Source organism: Alphaproteobacteria bacterium, from assembly GCA_040220875.1.
Lineage (GTDB): Bacteria > Pseudomonadota > Alphaproteobacteria > JAVJVX01 > JAVJVX01 > JAVJVX01.
Window position 1 is genome coordinate 18443 of the sequence record JAVJVX010000006.1, and the last position, 18230, is coordinate 36672.

An 18230-nucleotide genomic window follows, 5' to 3' on the forward strand; every position below is an offset into this window, starting at 1 on the left:
TTAGGCGGCGTCAAGTCCGTAGGCCGAATGCAGCGCACGGATGGCAAGCTCAGTATAGGCCTCATCGATAAGGACGCTCACCTTGATTTCCGACGTGGAGATGACCTGAATATTGATGCCTTTTTCAGCCAGCGTGCTGAACATCTTCTGGGCGATACCGGCGTGGGACCGCATGCCCACCCCGATGATCGAAATCTTGACGACGCGATCATCGCCGTCGAGGTCCTGATATTCCAGATCCTCGCGCACATCCTCGAGCGCGCGAACCGCGGTCGCAAGCTCCGAACGCGGCACGGTGAAGGTGATATCGGTCCGCCTGCCGTCGGCCGCGATGTTCTGCACGATCATATCGACATTGATTGCCGCATCCGTCAGCGGGCCGAAGATCCGGGCGGCGACGCCTGGCTTGTCCGAGACGCCGCGCACGGTGATCTTGGCCTCGTCACGCGTATACGCGATACCGGTGATGGCTTCCTGTTCCACGATCTCATCCTCGCCTACGACCAGTGTTCCGGGCAAATCCTCGAAGCTCGACAAGACCTGCAGTCGAACATGGCGGCGCATGGCCAGCTCGACCGATCGCGCCTGGAGGACCTTGGCGCCCAAAGACGCCATTTCGAGCATTTCCTCATAAGTCACCTTGTCGAGCTTGCGCGCCCTCGGGACGATACGCGGGTCGGTCGTGTAGACCCCGTCCACATCGGTGTAAATGTCGCACCGGTCGGCCTCAAGCGCCGCCGCAAGCGCCACGGCTGATGTATCCGACCCGCCGCGCCCCAGTGTCGTGATCCGGCCGTCGCCGGCCAATCCCTGAAACCCGGCGACGACGGCAACCTGATCCTGCTCCCACCGGGCCAGGATTTCGGAGGTCTCAATCCCGAGAATCCGGGCCTTGCCATGAATGTTGTCGGTGCTGATCGGTAATTGCCAGCCGAGCCAGGACCGGGCCGAAATCCCGAGTTGCTGGAGTGACAGCGCCATCAGCCCGGCCGTCACCTGCTCCCCCGAGGCGACGATCACGTCATATTCGCGCGCATCATGCATCGGCGCCGCCTGGCGCACCAGATCGACGAGCTGGTTGGTGGCGCCCGCCATGGCCGAAACCACGACGGCCACCTTGTTGCCGGCCATCACTTCCGCCTGAACACGCCGCGCCGCCGCCTGGATGCGCGGAATATCCGCCACCGACGTGCCACCGAATTTCTGGACGATCCGAGCCATCGATCCGCATCTGACTTTCATCGGGCCCCTGCCGGCGTGACGGGGCCCGTATTCCGCCTGTCCGCGCCGATCGCCGGCCGCCGGTCTGGAGACTGTGGTTGCAGGGCTGCTGGAGGGGCGTATACATAGTCGCCGGCCCTGAGGCAAGCGAGGCGTGGGCGGCCGAACACCGATTTTCCCCCGGAAACCGGCGGTACCATGGATAAAAGCGGGGTCGCGCCGGGCCCGGAAGCGCGGGGCAGGAACCGGAAACGGGCACCGCGCGGGGACCGAGGACGGGACTGACCGAGAACACCATGGCGAGCGAAAATAGTACAGAAACCCCGCCGGGGGCTGAGGCATATCATGGCCCGACGGCCGCATCCGTGGATGCGGCCGAAGTCGCGCGCTTCGAGAAAATGGCGATGGACTGGTGGGATCCGGCCGGCAAATTCCGCCCGCTCCACCGTTTCAACCCGATACGCCTGACCCATATCCGCGACCAGGCAGCCCGGCATTTCGGGCGCCCCCCGCTGGCGCCACTGCCGCTCAAAGGGCTTCGGGTGCTTGATATCGGCTGTGGCGGCGGGCTTCTATCGGAGCCTCTGACCCGGCTCGGCGCCCGGGTCACGGGGATCGATGCGGGGCAGCAGAATATCGAGGCCGCCAAACGTCACGCAGACGCGTCCGGCCTCGACATCGATTACCGCCACACGAGCGCCGAAGCACTGCGGGAGACCAGTGCCCGCTTCGATCTGGTCCTCAATATGGAAGTGCTGGAACACGTCTCCGACCAGCCCGGTTTTATCGACACCGTCGCGGCGCTCGCGGCCCCTGGCGGCATGGTCGTGACCGCCACGCTCAACCGCACGATGAAATCGTTTCTCTTTGCCATCCTGGGCGCGGAATACGTCCTGCGCTGGCTGCCCCGCGGTACCCATGACTGGAATCGCTTCGTGACGCCGAATGAGCTTCGGCACTGGCTGGAGTCGGCCGGACTGGTCGTGCAGGACCTGACCGGGATGGTTTATATTCCGCTCGCCGATGATTGGCGGCCAGGCCGGGACACTGGCGTGAATTACGTGATGTGTGCGACCCGCCCGGCGTAGGGACGCCGGCAGCCGGCCTTCACGAATCGTGACGGAGCTTGGGAATACGCCCGACGGCAATGCCTTCCTCGATCAGCTCCTGCGCTTCCTCGTCCGTCGCTTCGCCGTAAATGCCCCGCTGTTCCGATTCGCCGTGATGGATCTTGCGCGCTTCCTCGGGGAATCTGTCTCCCACATCCTCACAGTTTTCCTTGAGGTGCTTGTGGAACGCGCGAAGCATCTCCATTGCCGCCCGGTTCCCCATGTGATGGCTGCCGTCCGGTCGGCCGCCCCCGGCCTGCGGCAGCGACTCCGCCTCGGTGGCCACCATCGGCATCCGGCTTTCACGCTTGCGGCTCGAGCTCACATTGGGGGCCATGATTGCTTTCGTCACCGCCGTATCGCCACAGACGGGACAGGCGATATCGCCCGCCGCCTTCTGATCTTCATAGGCGGCGCTGTCTCGGAACCAGATTTCGAATTCATGCTCCTCGGAGCAGACCAGCGTGTAGACGATCATGTTCTCTGCCTGAAGAAAGATTGCCGCAAAGATGGCGTTTTTTGACTCAAGCGCAAGAGGCGGGCTCAGGCCATTGATAATATTGACCTAAAATTCCCGGCCGGCCGCGTGGCCGCATGGCATCAGGTGAATGACCGGTCATGGGTGAGCGCGGGAATGCGCCCGCGCACCGCCTCGACCTCGCCAAGATCGATCTCCGCCATGATCAGGCCGGGCGCTTCGTCCGCTTCCGCCAGGATTTCTCCCCAGGGCCCGACGATCAGGGAATGGCCGTAAGTCTGCCGGCCGCCCGCATGTTCGCCGCATTGAGCGGGCGCAAGAATGAAGCAGCCCGTTTCAATGGCCCGCGCGCGCAGCAACACCTCCCAATGGGCCCGTCCGGTGGGTCGGGTGAAGGCTGACGGGACGGAGATCATCGCCGCCCCGGCCCGGGCAAGACGCCGAAAGAGATGGGGAAAGCGCAAATCGTAACAGACTGTCAGTCCAAGCGCGCCCCAGGGCGTTTGCGCGACCACGGATTCTGCCCCGGGCTGGTAGGTCGCCGATTCGCGATAGCTTTCGCCATCGTCCAGGGACACGTCGAACATGTGGATCTTGTCGTAATGGGCCTGGATGTTGCCCGCGGAATCGAGCAGAAAAGACCGGTTGGCCAACCGGCCCTCGCCCACGGGAACGGCGAGGGAGCCGATGAGGAGCCAGACATCGAGCGATCGGGCAATATCGCGATAATGCGCCAGCACATGGTTCTGCGCTTCGGGCTCGGCCCGGGCCAGGGTGCGGTCCCGGCCGGCCTCGATGAAGCCCACCATTTCAGGCAGGAGGATGAAGTTGGCGCCCCGGTCGCGCGCCTGGCGGATCAGCGGTGTGATTTGCCGAAGATTTTCCTGAGGCTCCGGCCCCGAACTCGTCTGGATGCAGGCCACCGTGACCCTGGGCAGGGCCGAGGCGGTCACTATGCCAGCCCGAGCCTGGAATCGAGGACGCCCTGCCGCTCCAACGCGGCCAGTTCATCCGATCCACCGATATGATCACCGTCTATGAAAATCTGCGGCACCGTCCTGGCCCCGCCCGACCGGGCAATCATTTCCTCGCGCAGCCGGGGCGCCGCCATGAGATCGAACTCGGTGAATTCGACACCCTTTTTCTTCAACAGGCTCTTGGCTCGCGCGCAAAACCCGCAAAATGGCGTCGTGTAAATTTCGACCTTGGCCATGGTCTCTCCCGTCATGAAAGGCTCATCTGTTCCAAATATGGCCGGCCCGCCGGATATTTCCAAGCACCGGTCATCCGCACGGGCGGCCCGCGCCCTAGTCCGGCGCGACACGGGTCAGCGTCAGGACATTGACCTCGCCCGCCCCGGCCGCGCCCAGCGTCGCGGCACAGCTATTGGCCGTGGCGCCGCTGGTCAGCACATCGTCCACCAGGAGCACTCTCAGGCCATCGATCGGCCGGGCCCGATAATCCGGATTAAGCGCGAACGCGCCGCGCACGGTCCTTTCCCGCGCCGCGCGCCCGAGGCCGCCGAGACTCTGGGTGCGCCGCGTCCGATGGAGCAGGTCGGGCCAAACCGGAACCCCGCTCTCGCGCCCGATGACCCGGGCAAGCAAGGCGGCCTGGTTATAGCGGCGTCCGAGAAGCCGGGCGCGATGGAGCGGCACCGGCACGATCACATCTGCCCGGGCCAGGAGCTCTGCCCCGGCACGCGCCATCCAGCGACCGAAGACGGGGGCGGCGTCCGTGCGGTCGCCATATTTGAACCGCATCAGCAGGTCGCGCCCCAGTTCATTGTAAAGCAGGACCGCGCGCGCGGAATCAAAGACCGGGCGATCCTTCAGACAGGCACCGCACAAGGCACCCGTACCCAGTTCGAACTCGAGCGGCAGACCGCAAGCCGCGCAGACCGGATCGGTGATGAAGGCAAGCCCCGGCCAGCAACGGGGGCAGACGCCCTCGGTCGCATGTACGACGGCGCCGCACGCGAGGCAGCGGGGCGGCACGAACAGGTCCAGCAACGCCTGCCCCCAGCGCCGGAACGGGGCCGGGCGGTCGGGCGTGGCCGGATCGCGGGGGGCGAGGACGGACATGGCGTCATCTCAGCGAGGCGTGTGGTAACTGTCAACGAATTGCGCTACGCCTTTCGGCATGGACGAGATGCCCGTCATTTTCGACCGTCCCCTCCTGCGCCGACGCCGCGATCGGCAGGCCCGCCGACTGGCCGGCGAGCCGCGGGCGACCGCCCCCCTTTATCACGAGGTGGCCGACCGGCTGACTGACCGGTTGCGCGACGTGCGCCGCGACTTTCCCGATGCCCTCGATCTCGGAGCGGGGGCCGGCGCGTTGTCGGCCCTGTTGCGCGACCGGGGCGGCGTGAGCCGCGTGGTCGCCCTCGATATCAGCCACGAGTGGGGGCGGTGTCACCAGGCTCGGCCGAACGACGACCTGGTCGTGACGGGTGACGAGGAACTCCTGCCCTTCGCCGAAGCGAGCTTCGATCTCGTCGTGTCGTCCCTCGCCCTTCACTGGGTCAACGACCTGCCCGGGACGTTGGCCCAGATTCGCCGTGCGCTGCGCCCCGACGGGTTTTTCCTCGCCTCCTTCTGGGGCGGGGAAACGCTTCACGAATTGCGCGCCGCCTGGATGGCGGCCGAGATCGAGATGGAGGGAGGCGCGGGCCCCCGGGTCTCGCCCTTGGTCGAAACGGCGGATGCAGGCGCGCTCATGCAACGCGCGGGCTTCGCGCTGCCAGTTGTGGATGCCGACCGGATCACCGTTACCTATGAGGATGCTTTCGCGCTCATGGCCGATCTGCGCCTGATGGGCGAGGCCAATGCCATGCGCGACATGCGTCGCCATTTCTCGCGCCGCGGGACGGTGCTGCGCATGGCCGAGATTTACCGCGACCGGTTCGGCCTGTCCGACGGCCGCATTCCGGCAAGTTTCCAGGCGATCTATCTGACCGGCTGGGCACCGCACGACTCCCAGCAGAAACCGCTTCGCCCGGGGCAGGCCCGGACGCGGCTGGCAGATGCGCTTGGGACCGATGAAGTGCCGACCGGCGCCCCCACCCGGCCAGGCCCCGGCGGAACAGGCGGCGAGGGCTAGAGCAAATCGCGTAGCATCGCAACCAGCGGCCGGTCGGCGGGCGGCATTTCGTACCGAGCCAGGTCCCGGGGCAAGACCCAGGCGATTTCCGCGTGTTCAAGGGCTCGGGGCCGGCCTTCCCAGACGCGGCAGACGTAAAGCGGCATCAACAGGTGAAATTCCGGATAGGAGTGCGAGGCGAAGGTGAAGGGCGCGAGGCAACTCGCGGTGACATCGATGCCGAGCTCTTCCCGGAGTTCACGGATGAGTGCCGCCTCGGGCGTCTCCCCGGCCGCGAGCTTGCCGCCCGGAAATTCCCATAGTCCCGCCATGGCCTTGCCCGCAGGCCGCTTGCCGATCAGCACCCGACCGTCGGGATCGATCAGCGCGACTGCGGCCACCAGGACGGGCTCGGCCATCGCCCGCCCTAACTCCGGTAATCGGCATTGATGGAGATGTAGCGATGCGTGAGGTCACAGGTCCAGACCCGCGCCGCGGCATTGCCGACGCCAGCATCCACCTCGATCACGATGTCCTGGCACTTCATGTGTCGCGCCACCGGCGTTTCATCGTAATCCGGCAGGACCGCACCCTTCGCCGCCACCGGCACGCCACCGATGGCGATTTTGAGCTTCTTCTGATCGCACCGTTCGCCCGACTTGCCGATCGCCATCACGATCCGCCCCCAGTTGGCGTCTTCCCCGGCGATCGCCGTCTTGACGAGGGGCGAATTGGCGATCGCCAGTCCGAGCCGCCGGGCTGCCGCCTCGCTGGCGGCCCCCGTCACACTGACGGTGACGAACTTCGTCGCTCCCTCGCCATCGCGCACGATAAGGTGAGCAAGCTCGACCAGAAGCTCCTCCAGCTTCTCGCGAAAGTCCCGGAAGTGGCGATCGCTCGCCTTGACGATTTTCCTGTGCTTAGGCCCTTGCCCGGTCGCGGCCAGCAGCACGGTATCATTCGTCGACGTGTCGCTGTCCACCGTGATCGAGTTAAAGGAGCGTGCGTTGGCCCGGCTCAGCGCCACCTGCAGGACGTCGGCCGGAATCTTCGCATCCGTGAACACAAACCCCAGCATTGTCGCCATGTTCGGTGCGATCATGCCCGATCCCTTGGCGATCCCCGCAAGCTGCACCTTGACGCCATCGATTACCGCCGTTCGTGTCGCCGCCTTGGGAAACGTATCCGTCGTGCAGATCGCCGAAGCCGCGGCCTCCCAGTCCCTTTCGCCGAGATTGCCGGCCAGTTCCGGCAAGGCGGCGACGATCTTTTCGTCAGGCAGCAGGCCGCCGATGACACCGGTCGAGGCGATGAATACATCCCGGGCTCCGCAGCCGAGCACCCGCGCCGCTTCCGCCGCCGTGCGCCTGACCGATTCCATGCCGGCTTTGCCGGTAAACGCATTGGCGGTCCCGGCATTGACGACAATGGCGCGGATGCGCCCTCGTGGCAGGATTTTTTGGCACCATGTCACAGGCGCCGCCCGCGTCGCGGAGCGCGTGAACACTCCCGCCGCGGTGGCGCCCTTTTCCAGCGCAGCCAGGAACAGATCGCGCCGTCCGCGGTAGCGAATACCGCAGGATGTCGCACCGATCCTGAGCCCGGCGATCGCGGGCAGGCTGGGAAAGGCCTCGGGGGCCAGGGGGGATTTCTCCATCGCTTGACACCTTGTTGAAAAGCGGATTTGGAGGCTGGCTTAAAGCACATTGCACCCGCGCGTACAAGAAAGGCCGGGGCCGGCCGGCCGGAGAGCGCCCATTCCGCGGCTTCCGGACGGTCCGGGCCCGGGCCGGTATCTTCCTGCGACATTGACAGCGCCGGGCGGGCCTCCTATGTGAAGGGCTCCCCCGGCAGTGTCGGCAAGCCGCCATTTTTGGGGATCCCCGGCGGTTTCGCGGTGTCCCGCTTCAGCCCTGATTCCAGATTCCGAGAGAGTCTTCATGCTCAACGTGCTCGCCAAAAAGCTCTTCGGCTCCGCCAACGAGCGCGTTCTCAAGAGTTTCAGCGGCACCGTGCAGATCATCAATGAACTCGAGGCCGAGACGGCGGCCCTCGACGACGCGGCATTGCGCGCGCGAACCGCCGATTTCCGGGCCCGGCTGGCGGACGGTATCCCGCTCGACGAGATCCTGCCCGAAGCTTTCGCCACCGTGCGCGAAGCGGCCCGCCGTACGCTCGGCCAGCGCCATTACGACGTCCAGCTCATCGGCGGGATGGTGCTTCACAAGGGCATGATCGCGGAAATGAAGACGGGCGAGGGCAAGACGCTCGTTGCAACGCTCGCCGCCTATCTGAATGCACTTCCGGGGACCGGCGTACACGTGGTCACGGTCAACGACTATCTGGCCGAGCGAGATGCCAACTGGATGGGCGAGATTTACAGGTTTCTCGGGCTGACGGTCGGCGTGATCAAACATGGCCTGTCGGACGCGGAGCGCAAGGCCGCCTATGCGGCCGATATCACATACGCGACCAATAACGAACTGGGCTTCGATTACCTGCGCGACAACATGAAGTTCCGCCTCGATGACATGGCGCAGCGCGATTTCAACTTCGCCATCGTGGACGAGGTCGACAATATCCTGATCGACGAGGCGCGCACGCCGCTCATCATTTCCGGGCCGGCCGAAGATTCGTCAACACTCTACGCCCAGGTGGACAAGCTGATCCCGCTTCTGGGCGAGGACGATTTCGAGAAGGACGAAAAGCACCGCGCGGTCACACTTACCGAGACCGGGGCGGAGAGGGTCGAGGAACTTCTGAACGAGCACGGCCTGATCGAGGAAGGGGCGCTCTACGACGTGCAGAACGTCTCCCTCGTCCATCACGTCAACCAGGCGCTCCGCGCGCACACGCTATATGCGCGGGACACGGATTATATCGTCAAGGACGACAAGATCGTCATCATCGACGAATTTACCGGCCGCATGATGGAGGGCCGGCGTTTCTCCGAGGGGCTGCATCAGGCACTCGAAGCCAAGGAAGGCGTGACCATTCAGGTGGAGAACCAGACGCTCGCCTCCATTTCCTTCCAGAACTATTTCCGCCTTTATCCCAAGCTGTCCGGCATGACCGGCACGGCCATGACCGAGGCAGCGGAGTTCGAGGAGATTTACGGCCTTCGCGTCGTCTCGATACCAACCAACCGGCCGACGATCCGGGTGGACAATGACGACGAGGTCTACCGGACCCTCGGTGAGAAAACCGAGGCGATCCTCGATCAGATTGCGGCCTGCCAGGAACGCGACCAGCCCGTCCTTGTCGGCACTGTCAGCATCGAGAAAAGCGAACAGCTCTCGGCCGCGCTCAAAAAGCGCAAGATCAGGCACAATGTGCTGAATGCACGCTACCACGTCCAGGAAGCCGAGATCATCGTGCAGGCGGGTGAGCCGGGCGCGGTCACCATCGCCACCAACATGGCCGGCCGCGGCACCGATATCCAGCTCGGCGGTAACGCTGAGGCACTTCTCGAGAAACGGGTCTCCGACATTTCGGATCCCGCAAAACGCGCCACGGAAGAGGCGCGGCTCGCGCCCGAAATAGAGGCCGAAGTGGCGGAAAAGCGCGAACGGGTCAAGGCCGCGGGCGGGCTTTTCGTCCTCGGCACGGAGCGCCATGAAAGCCGGCGGATCGACAACCAGCTTCGCGGCCGTTCCGGCCGACAGGGCGATCCGGGTGAAAGCAAGTTTTTCCTGTCGCTCGAGGATGATCTGATGCGGATCTTCGGCTCGGATCGCATGGACGGGATGCTCCAGCGTCTCGGCCTGGAGGAGGGCGAGGCGATCACGCACCCCTGGATCAACAAGGCGCTCGAGAAGGCACAGCAGAAGGTCGAGGCCCGCAACTTCGAGATTCGCAAGAACCTCCTCAAGTACGACGATGTGATGAATGACCAGCGCAAGGTCATCTACGAGCAGCGCCGCGACATCATGATGGCGGAAGGCGTCGCCGAGACGATCCGCGACATGCGCCACGAGGTGCTTGAGGACACCGTGGCCCGCTGCATTCCGGCCAAGTCCCAGCCCGAGGAATGGGATATCGACGGCCTCCACGCGGAATGTCTGCGCCTGCTCAACCTGAACCTGCCGGTCCGGGACTGGGCCGACGAGGACGGTGTCGCCGAGGCGGAAATCCGCGAGCGCCTGATCGAGGCGGGCGACCGCAAGATGGCCGAAAAGGCCGCCACCTACGGGCCGGAGATCATGCGCTCGGCCGAGAAAAGCATCCTTCTCCAGTTGCTCGACCAGACCTGGAAGGACCATCTGCTGCAGCTCGATCACCTGCGCCAAGGCATCAATCTGCGCGCCTACGGGCAGAAGAACCCGCTCAACGAATACAAGTTCGAAGCCTTCAAGATGTTCAGCGCCATGCTGTCACGGCTGCGCGAAGAGGTGGTCTCGGTTCTCTCGCATCTGGAAATCCGCGTGGGCGGGCCCAACCCGGCCGACTCGCTGCCGCACGAGCCATCCAATGTGACCGAATCGCGCGAAGATCCCGCGCTTGCGGGCAGAGCCGCCGGCAATGGCCCGGCGCGCGAATCGGGCGGAACCGTGCGCAACGCGCCGCCCGCCGGGGTCGATGCGGACCCGCGCAATCCCGCCACCTGGGGCAAGGTCCCGCGCAACGCGCCCTGCCCGTGCGGATCAGGCAAAAAATACAAACACTGCCACGGAAAACTGGCCTAGGCGTCAACTCTGCAGAAGAAGTCCAAGGAGCGAGTGCTTTGGCAACAGATAAAGAAATTCGCGCAGAGATTGACACGGGCACGGTGAGAGCGCTGCTGCTGATGAACGGCGGCGGGGCGCTTGCTTTGTTATCAATTCTGCCTGAGGTCTTGGACAATCGCGAACTGGCAAGAGTGGTACTGTGGGGGATCATGCTCCTGATACTGGGACTATCTCTTGCTGTTTGCCATAATCGCCTTCGTCGGAAATGTTCTGAGAGATATGAAGAGTACGAGGGACAGCCGCCGAAATGGAGGATGCTCGGTATCCAACTTTGGGACTGTCGCACATGCTGCCTTAGCACCGCGCTTATGTGGTCTTCGACCTTAGCCTTTATTGCAGCAGGGCTCTTGGTCCCATTTTGTGGCCTTCAGATCATTTAGACGGGCTTGAGTCGGAAGAACACGGACGTCTAGCCAAGTCCCTTTTGGCCCATGGCCAGGAACTTGTCGCGCCGGCGCACGCGCAGCGCGCCGCCCTCGACCGACAGTAGCGGCTTGAGGGCATGGTCGATCGCCTCGCCGGTTGCCGCGATTGCCTCATTCTTGTCGCGATGGGCGCCGCCCACGGGCTCCGGCACGATGGCGTCGATCACGCCGAGCTTCTTAAGGTCTTCTGCCGTCAGCCGCATCGCGACCGCCGCCTCCTCGGCCTTTTCACTGCTCCGCCACAGGATCGAGGCGCAGCCCTCGGGCGAGATCACGGAATAGATGGCGTGCTCCATCATGACGACGGTATTGGCCGCAGCCAGCGCGATGGCGCCGCCCGAGCCCCCTTCGCCGATAATCACGGAGACGAGCGGCACGCGCACGCCGAGGCAGACCTCGATGGATTTGGCGATGGCTTCAGCCTGCCCGCGCTCTTCCGCCCCGACGCCCGGATAAGCGCCCGGCGTATCGACGAAGGTGATGATAGGCAGGCCAAAGCGGTCCGCCAGACGCATCAGGCGCTGAGACTTGCGGTATCCTTCGGGCCGGGCCATGCCGAAATTGTGCTCGACCCGCGCCTGGGTATTGTGCCCCTTCTCGGTCCCGATCACGACGACCGTCCGGCCACGAAACCGGGCCAGGCCGCCAATGATGGCGCGGTCCTCCGCAAAGCTGCGGTCGCCCGCCAGCGCCTCGAAATCAGTGAACAGACCGGCGACGTAATCCAGAAAATGCGGCCGGTCGGGGTGGCGCGCCACCTGGACCTTCTGCCAGGGCGCGAGCTTGCCGTAGGTCTGCTTGAGAATGCGCTCGGCCTTGGACTGCAGGCGCGCGACCTCTTCGGCTATGTTGATATCGCCCGCATCGCTCAGATTCCGGAGGTCGTCGATCTTGGCTTCGAGTTCCGCGATCGGCCGTTCGAAATCAAGGAAATGCTGCATGTGTCGTTCTGGTCCCTGCCCGGCAGCGGTCCTGCCCCGGACCCGTCCCGCGGGCGAATCCTGCCCTGTCCCGCGGCCGGCGTCCAGCCCCGGGGTTCGCGCGCCGCTCTAGCCCTGGGCGATCATTTCCGCCTTTTTCACGAGCACCTCCGCCTGCTTGATCGAGGCGATATCGATCAACCGGCCGTCGAGCGCCACGGCCCCCTTGCCGGTCGCCTGGGCCTCCGCCATGGCATCCAGGATGCGCTTGGCCTTGGCGACCTCGGCCTCGGATGGGCTGAAGACTTCGTTGGCCAGCGCGATTTGCGAGGGGTGAATGGCCCATTTGCCCTCGCAGCCAAGCACCGCGGCCCGATTGGCCTGTGCCTTGTAGCCGTCGGCATCGGAAAAATCGCCGAACGGTCCATCCACCGGGCGCAGCCCATTGGCGCGGGCGGCGACCACCATGCGGGCGATGGCGTAATGCCACATGTCCCCCCAATGGGTCTCGCGGTGGCCGTTCTCGGCCGGATCTGTAAGGACGGCATAGTCCGGGTTGGGCCCGCCGATATTGGTCGTCCTGGCCTTGGTCGATGCCGCGTAATCGGCGACGCCGAAATGCAGGCTTTCATTGCGCAGACTGGCGGCCGCTATCTCGTGGACATTCTGCATGCCGAGCGCGGTTTCGATGATCAGCTCGAACCCGATGCGCTTCCCGGCACCCATTGCGTCCTCGACCTGAGTGACGAGCATGTCCACCGCGTAAACATCCGACGCGGTGCCCACCTTGGGGATCATGATCAGGTCGAGCTTATCCCTGGCCTGTTCCAGCACGTCCACGACGTCGCGGTACATGTAGTGCGTGTCGAGTCCGTTGATCCGGACCGACATGACCTTGTTGCCCCAGTCGATATCGTTCAGCGCCGCGATGATATTCTTGCGCGCCTGCACCTTGTCGTCGGGTGCCACCGCGTCCTCGAGATCGAGGAAAATGACATCGACGTCGCTTTGCGCCGCCTTTTCGAACAGTTTTGGCTGACTCCCGGGCACGGCGAGTTCACTGCGATTGAGGCGTGGCGTGGCGGGTTCGATCAGTTTGAAGCTCATGGGTCCTCGTCTGTCCCTGTGGGCCTTGCCGGCCCGTTTACCGTGCGGTCGGGCGGGAACGGGTTGTCGGCATCTTGGGCGATGCCGGCGGAAAGCGCCGCTTTAGCCCGTTTTTTCCCGCGAAAAGCCCGGGCAACATGCCGAGCGCCGCCTTAAAAGTCAACGCCGCACCCGCCGCCCAGACCGGGGTTCAGCCGCGATTTCTGCGGTTTTCGGATTTCGATAGCGGGTGATGATCGCTGACTGCCGCCTTGAGGCGATCGGAGACGACATGGGTATAGATCTGGGTCGTGGCAATATCGGCATGACCCAGCAGTTTCTGGACGCTTCTCAAATCGGCACCGTGATCCAGGAGGTGGGTGGCGAAGGCGTGGCGCAGCACATGCGCCGACACCCGCCCCGGCGCCAGCCCCGCCTCCGCCGCCAGTTCGCGCAGCAGCCGGTCGAAGCGCTGACGCGTCAGATGTCCTGCCCGGCTGCGGGAGGGAAACAGAAAACGTGATGGTGGCGGTGGCGCGTCCTTGGATGCCTTGCCTGTTCCGGGAACAAACCGCGCGCGCCGCTCAAGATAGGCGCGAAGTGCCATCGCCGCCGGCTCGCCCAGCGGCACCAGCCGCTCCTTGCCGCCCTTGCCCTTGACCCGTACCACGAGACGCGCCAGGTCGACCGCCCCGAGGGGCAGGCTGACGAGTTCGGAAACACGCAGGCCCGAGGCATATAACAATTCGATCAGGGCGCGCAGGCGCAACCCTTCGTCCCCGGTCTTGGTGAAAGCGGCGGCGATCAGGGCGGCGACTTCGTCCTCGCTCAGAATTTTCGGCAGCGGCCTGCCGAGACGCGGGCTATCGAGGTGCTGAGCCGGATTGTCGGCACGAAACCCGTCGGCCTGAAGAAACGAGAAAAACTGGCGCAGCGTCGACAGGAAGCGCGCGCTCGTCCGGGCCGACATGCCGGCACGGGCAAGGCCGGCCATAAACCGGCGGAGGTTTTCGGGACCGCAAGTGTCGACGTCGGACCCGCGGGCGGCGAGAAACTCTTCCAGCCTGGCAAGATCGCGCCCATATGCCGCCAACGTGTTCCGGCCATGCCCGCGCTCGGCGGCGAGCATTTCAAGAAACACCTCTATGTGACGCGAACTGCCGGCCACTCCGCCTCCGTATCACCCGCCGGGTTTTCCGGCCGCGATGGCGGCCCCGGATCAGAGGCCGCGTAACAATACCGCCTCGACCGCGAGGCGGCGCGCCTCTTCCTCGAGGCCAACGAATCTGTAGGCCGCCACGACACGGGCAAGAAAATTCGGATCGGCCTCGGCCACAGGCGGCTTGCCCAGGCCGACGAGGCTGAGCAGCACCACCTCGCCCGTCGCCAGAGCGTCGGCCGCTGCCGACAGCCCGGCTTCCAGCCCGTCATCCACCCGCACGCGGGGCGGGGCCGCGCTGCCGTCGATCAGCGGCGACCAGAAGCCGCGATCCACCGGCTCGCCCAGCGCGGTGAGCAGGGCGAAAAGCGTTTCCGCCTGATGGTCGCGCCCGGCCGCGGCCATGGTCCCGTCCGTCGCCCGCCACCAGTCGCTGAGCCCTTCATCCTGCCAGGCATAGGTGCCAAGCCCGTCGGCCAGTTGGACGATGGGCCAGGTCCGAACGAGCCCCTCACGGGCGGCCGAATCTCTCCCCGCCTCGTCGCTCAGCACCTCGAACCAGTCGAATGCCCGCGTCCGATTGCCGAGAAACAGGAGGGCGCGCGCCGCCTCGGCCCCAAACCAGGCGAGCCCGGCCGAAGGGGGAATACTGTCGATCAGATCGCGATAGACCCGCACCTGAGCCGCATAAACGCCGTCGTCATGGGCGCGCTCGAGGGCACGGTGAATGACCTGGGCACGGGCCGAAGGTATTTTCTGTTCCAGCGCCGCGCGATACAGAAGGGCCCGCCCTTTCGGCCCGCGGGGCATGTCGGACAGAACGTCGGCCACTTCCTCGCGCGTAAAAAGCACGGAGGCGTAGATTTCCCGCAGCCGCCCGGGCGCCAGTGCATTCGTCAGAACGGCCAGTTCCGCCGCGTGAAGCCGGGTTTCCAGATTGGTCACCTCGTTCAGGGCGGCAAAGCGGTAGGTGGCCGCGTGTCCGGCCCGGACCATGTCGGCCGGAACACCGATCCCGGCAAAGTCCATCATCGCAAGATGCAAAGGTGCGGCACTTCCCATTCCCGCGACCGGCACCGGCTGGCCTTGGAGGATCGAGTCCGCGAGGGCCACGAAGAGCGGGTCGGGTGCGCCCCCCTTCTCCGATTCGATAAGAGCGGTCAGGCCGAGTTGCGCGGGCGCATGTTCGCCCCTCTGAAGCTGGCAGAAAATGAAGGCCCTTTGCCAGAAGGGGGTCTGCGCCCGGCGGATCATGACATCCGCCAGCTCGCACCCGCGCCCGAGATCACCGGTCACGAGCGCCAGGTCGAATCTTGTTTCGGCCACCTCCCCCTCGGCCGCCGGACCCGAAACCAGCGCCGCGAGGCGCTCGGCCAGATCGTATTCCCCGAGTGCCACAAGCCGTTCGAGACGCTTGGCGAGAAGCCCGTCTCCCCCGGCCCCGTGCGCACCGCCAGGGCCCTCGCCGCCAGGGCCCTCGCCGCCAGACGCCTCGCCGTCAGGGGCCTTGGCGGCGCTGGCGAGCAACCGGGCGGCCAGCTCCTGCAGGACAGGTGCCTGAAGCGAGTCGGGAACGCGCGGCACCAGGCGCAGGACGAGAGCGCGCGCCGTGCCCCGCCACATGTCGACGCCGAAGCCCCCCTCCTCTTCAGAGAGCAGGCCGACCGAATCGGGGTCGATGGCACCAAGCTGCTGGGCCGAAACGCCGGCCTCGGCCGTGTCCGTTGCTTCGCCCGACGGCTCGGCCGTTTCGGATGGGGGGTTATTTTCGGTTTCATCCGGCGTGTCTGCCGCCTCGGCCGGGCCGGGCTGCGCGTCGTCACCGGGCGGCGGCGCGGTCAGGGAGACGGGGTCGTCATCCGCCCCGAAAACCGGTGGCGCGGTCAGCAGCAGACCCGCGACCGCCAGGAGGGCGGCGGGCCAAATGTCCCCTTTGCGCCGGCCGGCGCCGCTAATCGGGAAAGCGGTCATCGGGCAGGGTCTTTTCCACCTGACGCGTGGGCGCCGGAATATCCCAGGTGGACAGGAACACGAATCCCCCCACCAGGACGATCAGAACCAGGACCACGACGCTGACGGTAAGTTTTCCCAAGATCTGCCTCCTCCCTTGGCACATCGGACCAGGCGGGTTGTCCCGCAGCCCGGGCTAAGGGTCAATGATAAAACCATTTTTAGCCCCTGGCGGCAAAAAGGCCAACCGCCCGCCGGAGGAATCGGCCACCACTCGTAAGGACAGCCCGTAAGGACAGGGTGAGTGCATTGTGCTAGCCTCCGCCTTCCAATGAGCGGGGCAGGGTCACCTCAGATCGAACGAACCATCGTTCTCGTGGGCATGATGGGCACCGGCAAGTCGTCGGTCGGCCGCAAGCTCGCGAAGCGCCTTGACGTCCCCTTCGTCGATGCCGATCAGGAAATCGAAAAGGCGGCGGGGTGTCCGATTTCCGACATCTTCGAAATCGACGGCGAAAAGATCTTTCGCGATGGCGAGCGTCGGGTGATCGCCCGGTTGCTCAAGGGCCCGCCCCACGTTCTGGCAACCGGCGGCGGGGCCTTCATGGACCCCAGAACCCGGGCCAATATCAGCCGGCACGGCACCTCTGTCTGGCTCAGGGCGGCGCCCGAGGCGCTCGTGCGCCGGCTCCGTCGGCGGACCGACCGGCCACTCCTCAGGACGGATGACCCGGCCGCGACGCTCCGCGCCCTTTTGGCCGAGCGCGAACCCGTGTATGCAAAAGCCGATATCACGGTGGCGAGTGACCAGGGCACGGCCGAGGATACGGTAAACCGCATATTATCCGCGCTTGGCGCGGCCCGGCGGAGTAAGGCGAGTTGAGCGATACGCACCGGCCGACGCCGCCGCCGCGGGAAAAGGACGCAGCACGCGTATGACCGATCGAGACTGCCTGCGCATTGATCTCAGGGACACACCCCGGCCGAGAGGCTACGACATCGTGGTCGGATCGGGCCTGCTTGAAACCGCGGCGGAGTTCATCGCCCCGCTTCTGCCCCGGCCACGGGTCGTGATCATCAGCGACGAGAACGTCGCCCCGCTCTATCTCAAGACGCTGAAGGCCAGCCTCACCGGGGCCGGTATCCGGTCCGACCATCTGATCGTGCCGCCGGGCGAGGCCAGCAAGTCGTTCGACGGTCTCGGTCGGCTGCTCGAACACCTTCTGGCCCTTCCGATCGATCGCCAAACCACGCTGGTCGCGCTGGGCGGGGGGGTCGTCGGCGATCTTACCGGAGTTACCGCCAGCCTGGCGCTCCGGGGCGTGCCTTTCATTCAGGTGCCGACCACCCTTCTGGCCCAGGTCGACAGTGCCGTGGGTGGCAAGACCGGCGTCAACAGCCTGGCCGGCAAGAATCTCATCGGCAGCTTCTACCAGCCCATTCTGGTGCTTTCAGATCTCGCCACGCTGGACAGCCTGCCGCGGCGCGAAATGCAGGCAGGCTACGCGGAGGTGGTGAAATACGCTGCCATCGGCGACCGGTCATTCTTTGACTGGCTCGAGGATAACGGCGCCCAGATTCTCAATATCGGCGACCGTGACAGCGCTCGCATGGCCATCCTCAAGAGCTGCGCGGCAAAAGCCGCCATTGTTGCGGCCGATGAGCGCGAATCGGGCCAGCGGCGCCTCTTGAATCTCGGCCACACCTTCGCCCACGCCTTCGAAGCCGCCGCGGGCTACGGTTCCATTCTTCATGGCGAGGCGGTTGCCATGGGGCTGGTGGCCGCTTTCGATCTTTCCGAGCGACTCGGACACTGTCCGGCCGGGGAGACCGATCTGCTGCACCGGCATTTCAGGGCGCTCGGCATGGCCGTCCGGCCGGGCGAGATCGTCGATTGCACCGACTGGACGGTGGACCAGCTTATGTCGCTCATGACGCGTGACAAGAAAGCGTCGGATGGCCGGGTGACCTTCGTCCTTGTGCGCCGGCTGGGAGAAGCGTTTTTGTCGGATGCGGTTGGCGAGGACGCGCTCCGCGCTACCCTGGAAAACTGCCTGTCGGGCTGACTGGCTCC

Annotated in this window: 17 protein-coding genes; 5 read left to right on the forward strand and 12 right to left on the reverse strand. The window is 65.2% G+C overall.

Annotated features, from left to right (window positions below; translation table 11 throughout):
• Positions 1-1221 (reverse strand): aspartate kinase, encoded by a 1221-nt coding sequence (locus RLQ26_06140; protein ID MEQ9088303.1) that lies wholly within the window; start codon positions 1219-1221, stop codon positions 1-3.
• A gap of 296 nt (positions 1222-1517) precedes the next feature.
• On the opposite strand from RLQ26_06140, the gene ubiG reads away from it, so the two are divergent.
• Complete coding sequence (gene ubiG / locus RLQ26_06145) at positions 1518-2309, forward strand: bifunctional 2-polyprenyl-6-hydroxyphenol methylase/3-demethylubiquinol 3-O-methyltransferase UbiG (GenBank protein ID MEQ9088304.1); 792 nt, start codon at positions 1518-1520, stop codon at positions 2307-2309.
• A gap of 19 nt (positions 2310-2328) precedes the next feature.
• Here the strand turns inward: ubiG and RLQ26_06150 are convergent, their stop codons facing one another.
• From RLQ26_06150 to RLQ26_06165, 4 genes are all read right to left on the reverse strand, one after another.
• Positions 2329-2808, reverse strand: a complete 480-nt coding sequence (locus RLQ26_06150) for a DUF1178 family protein (GenBank protein ID MEQ9088305.1) — start codon at positions 2806-2808, stop codon at positions 2329-2331.
• A 122-nt stretch (positions 2809-2930) separates the two neighbouring features.
• Positions 2931-3761 (reverse strand): carbon-nitrogen hydrolase family protein, encoded by an 831-nt coding sequence (locus RLQ26_06155; GenBank protein MEQ9088306.1) that lies wholly within the window; start codon positions 3759-3761, stop codon positions 2931-2933.
• On the reverse strand, positions 3761-4021 hold the full coding sequence (gene grxC, locus RLQ26_06160) for a glutaredoxin 3 (protein MEQ9088307.1): 261 nt from the start codon (positions 4019-4021) through the stop codon (positions 3761-3763). The genes RLQ26_06155 and grxC overlap by 1 nt, the downstream gene beginning before the upstream one ends.
• Before the next feature lie 94 nt (positions 4022-4115).
• The gene (locus tag RLQ26_06165; protein MEQ9088308.1) at positions 4116-4892 is read right to left on the reverse strand and encodes a ComF family protein; all 777 of its coding nucleotides are present in this window, start codon (positions 4890-4892) and stop codon (positions 4116-4118) included.
• 58 nt (positions 4893-4950) lie between these two features.
• On the opposite strand from RLQ26_06165, the gene RLQ26_06170 reads away from it, so the two are divergent.
• Entirely contained in the window at positions 4951-5910 is a 960-nt protein-coding gene (locus tag RLQ26_06170; protein MEQ9088309.1) for a methyltransferase domain-containing protein, read from the forward strand.
• Here the strand turns inward: RLQ26_06170 and mutT are convergent.
• Positions 5907-6308, reverse strand: a complete 402-nt coding sequence (gene mutT / locus RLQ26_06175; protein ID MEQ9088310.1) for an 8-oxo-dGTP diphosphatase MutT — start codon at positions 6306-6308, stop codon at positions 5907-5909. The genes RLQ26_06170 and mutT overlap by 4 nt on opposite strands.
• Positions 6309-6316: 8 nt before the next feature.
• Entirely contained in the window at positions 6317-7546 is a 1230-nt protein-coding gene (gene argJ, locus RLQ26_06180; GenBank protein MEQ9088311.1) for a bifunctional glutamate N-acetyltransferase/amino-acid acetyltransferase ArgJ, read from the reverse strand.
• A 283-nt stretch (positions 7547-7829) separates the two neighbouring features.
• Here argJ and secA point away from each other — a divergent pair, with 283 nt between their 5' ends.
• A complete protein-coding gene (secA, locus tag RLQ26_06185) occupies positions 7830-10574 on the forward strand; it encodes a preprotein translocase subunit SecA (GenBank protein MEQ9088312.1) in 2745 nt (914 codons plus the stop codon).
• Positions 10575-11025: 451 nt separating this feature from the next.
• Here the strand turns inward: secA and RLQ26_06190 are convergent, their stop codons facing one another.
• The 5 genes from RLQ26_06190 to RLQ26_06210 all read right to left on the reverse strand — a co-directional run bounded on the left by RLQ26_06190 (position 11026) and on the right by RLQ26_06210 (position 16298).
• The gene (locus tag RLQ26_06190) at positions 11026-11982 is read right to left on the reverse strand and encodes an acetyl-CoA carboxylase carboxyltransferase subunit alpha (protein ID MEQ9088313.1); all 957 of its coding nucleotides are present in this window, start codon (positions 11980-11982) and stop codon (positions 11026-11028) included.
• Positions 11983-12090: 108 nt separating this feature from the next.
• Positions 12091-13068, reverse strand: a complete 978-nt coding sequence (locus tag RLQ26_06195) for a CoA ester lyase (protein MEQ9088314.1) — start codon at positions 13066-13068, stop codon at positions 12091-12093.
• Positions 13069-13258: 190 nt separating this feature from the next.
• On the reverse strand, positions 13259-14215 hold the full coding sequence (xerD, locus tag RLQ26_06200; GenBank protein MEQ9088315.1) for a site-specific tyrosine recombinase XerD: 957 nt from the start codon (positions 14213-14215) through the stop codon (positions 13259-13261).
• 51 nt (positions 14216-14266) lie between these two features.
• Positions 14267-16177 (reverse strand): hypothetical protein, encoded by a 1911-nt coding sequence (locus RLQ26_06205; protein MEQ9088316.1) that lies wholly within the window; start codon positions 16175-16177, stop codon positions 14267-14269.
• On the reverse strand, positions 16158-16298 hold the full coding sequence (locus RLQ26_06210; GenBank protein ID MEQ9088317.1) for a hypothetical protein: 141 nt from the start codon (positions 16296-16298) through the stop codon (positions 16158-16160). The genes RLQ26_06205 and RLQ26_06210 overlap by 20 nt, the downstream gene beginning before the upstream one ends.
• 189 nt (positions 16299-16487) lie before the next feature.
• Here RLQ26_06210 and RLQ26_06215 point away from each other — a divergent pair, with 189 nt between their 5' ends.
• Together RLQ26_06215 and aroB are read left to right on the forward strand one after the other, a co-directional pair.
• A complete protein-coding gene (locus tag RLQ26_06215; protein ID MEQ9088318.1) occupies positions 16488-17039 on the forward strand; it encodes a shikimate kinase in 552 nt (183 codons plus the stop codon).
• Positions 17040-17091: 52 nt separating this feature from the next.
• A complete protein-coding gene (gene aroB / locus RLQ26_06220) occupies positions 17092-18222 on the forward strand; it encodes a 3-dehydroquinate synthase (GenBank protein ID MEQ9088319.1) in 1131 nt (376 codons plus the stop codon).
• Positions 18223-18230: the final 8 nt, after the last annotated feature.

Excerpts from the sequence above, each read along its gene's own strand:
- RLQ26_06140 (MEQ9088303.1), bottom strand. The coding sequence starts at position 1,221 with ATGGCTCGGATCGTCCAGAAATTCGGTGGCACGTCGGTGGCGGATATT.
- ubiG (MEQ9088304.1), top strand. The coding sequence starts at position 1,518 with ATGGCGAGCGAAAATAGTACAGAAACCCCGCCGGGGGCTGAGGCATAT.
- RLQ26_06150 (MEQ9088305.1), bottom strand. The coding sequence starts at position 2,808 with ATGATCGTCTACACGCTGGTCTGCTCCGAGGAGCATGAATTCGAAATC.
- grxC (MEQ9088307.1), bottom strand. The coding sequence starts at position 4,021 with ATGGCCAAGGTCGAAATTTACACGACGCCATTTTGCGGGTTTTGCGCG.
- RLQ26_06165 (MEQ9088308.1), bottom strand. The coding sequence starts at position 4,892 with ATGTCCGTCCTCGCCCCCCGCGATCCGGCCACGCCCGACCGCCCGGCC.
- RLQ26_06170 (MEQ9088309.1), top strand. The coding sequence starts at position 4,951 with ATGGACGAGATGCCCGTCATTTTCGACCGTCCCCTCCTGCGCCGACGC.
- mutT (MEQ9088310.1), bottom strand. The coding sequence starts at position 6,308 with ATGGCCGAGCCCGTCCTGGTGGCCGCAGTCGCGCTGATCGATCCCGAC.
- argJ (MEQ9088311.1), bottom strand. The coding sequence starts at position 7,546 with ATGGAGAAATCCCCCCTGGCCCCCGAGGCCTTTCCCAGCCTGCCCGCG.
- secA (MEQ9088312.1), top strand. The coding sequence starts at position 7,830 with ATGCTCAACGTGCTCGCCAAAAAGCTCTTCGGCTCCGCCAACGAGCGC.
- RLQ26_06190 (MEQ9088313.1), bottom strand. The coding sequence starts at position 11,982 with ATGCAGCATTTCCTTGATTTCGAACGGCCGATCGCGGAACTCGAAGCC.
- RLQ26_06195 (MEQ9088314.1), bottom strand. The coding sequence starts at position 13,068 with ATGAGCTTCAAACTGATCGAACCCGCCACGCCACGCCTCAATCGCAGT.
- RLQ26_06205 (MEQ9088316.1), bottom strand. The coding sequence starts at position 16,177 with ATGACCGCTTTCCCGATTAGCGGCGCCGGCCGGCGCAAAGGGGACATT.
- RLQ26_06215 (MEQ9088318.1), top strand. The coding sequence starts at position 16,488 with ATGAGCGGGGCAGGGTCACCTCAGATCGAACGAACCATCGTTCTCGTG.
- aroB (MEQ9088319.1), top strand. The coding sequence starts at position 17,092 with ATGACCGATCGAGACTGCCTGCGCATTGATCTCAGGGACACACCCCGG.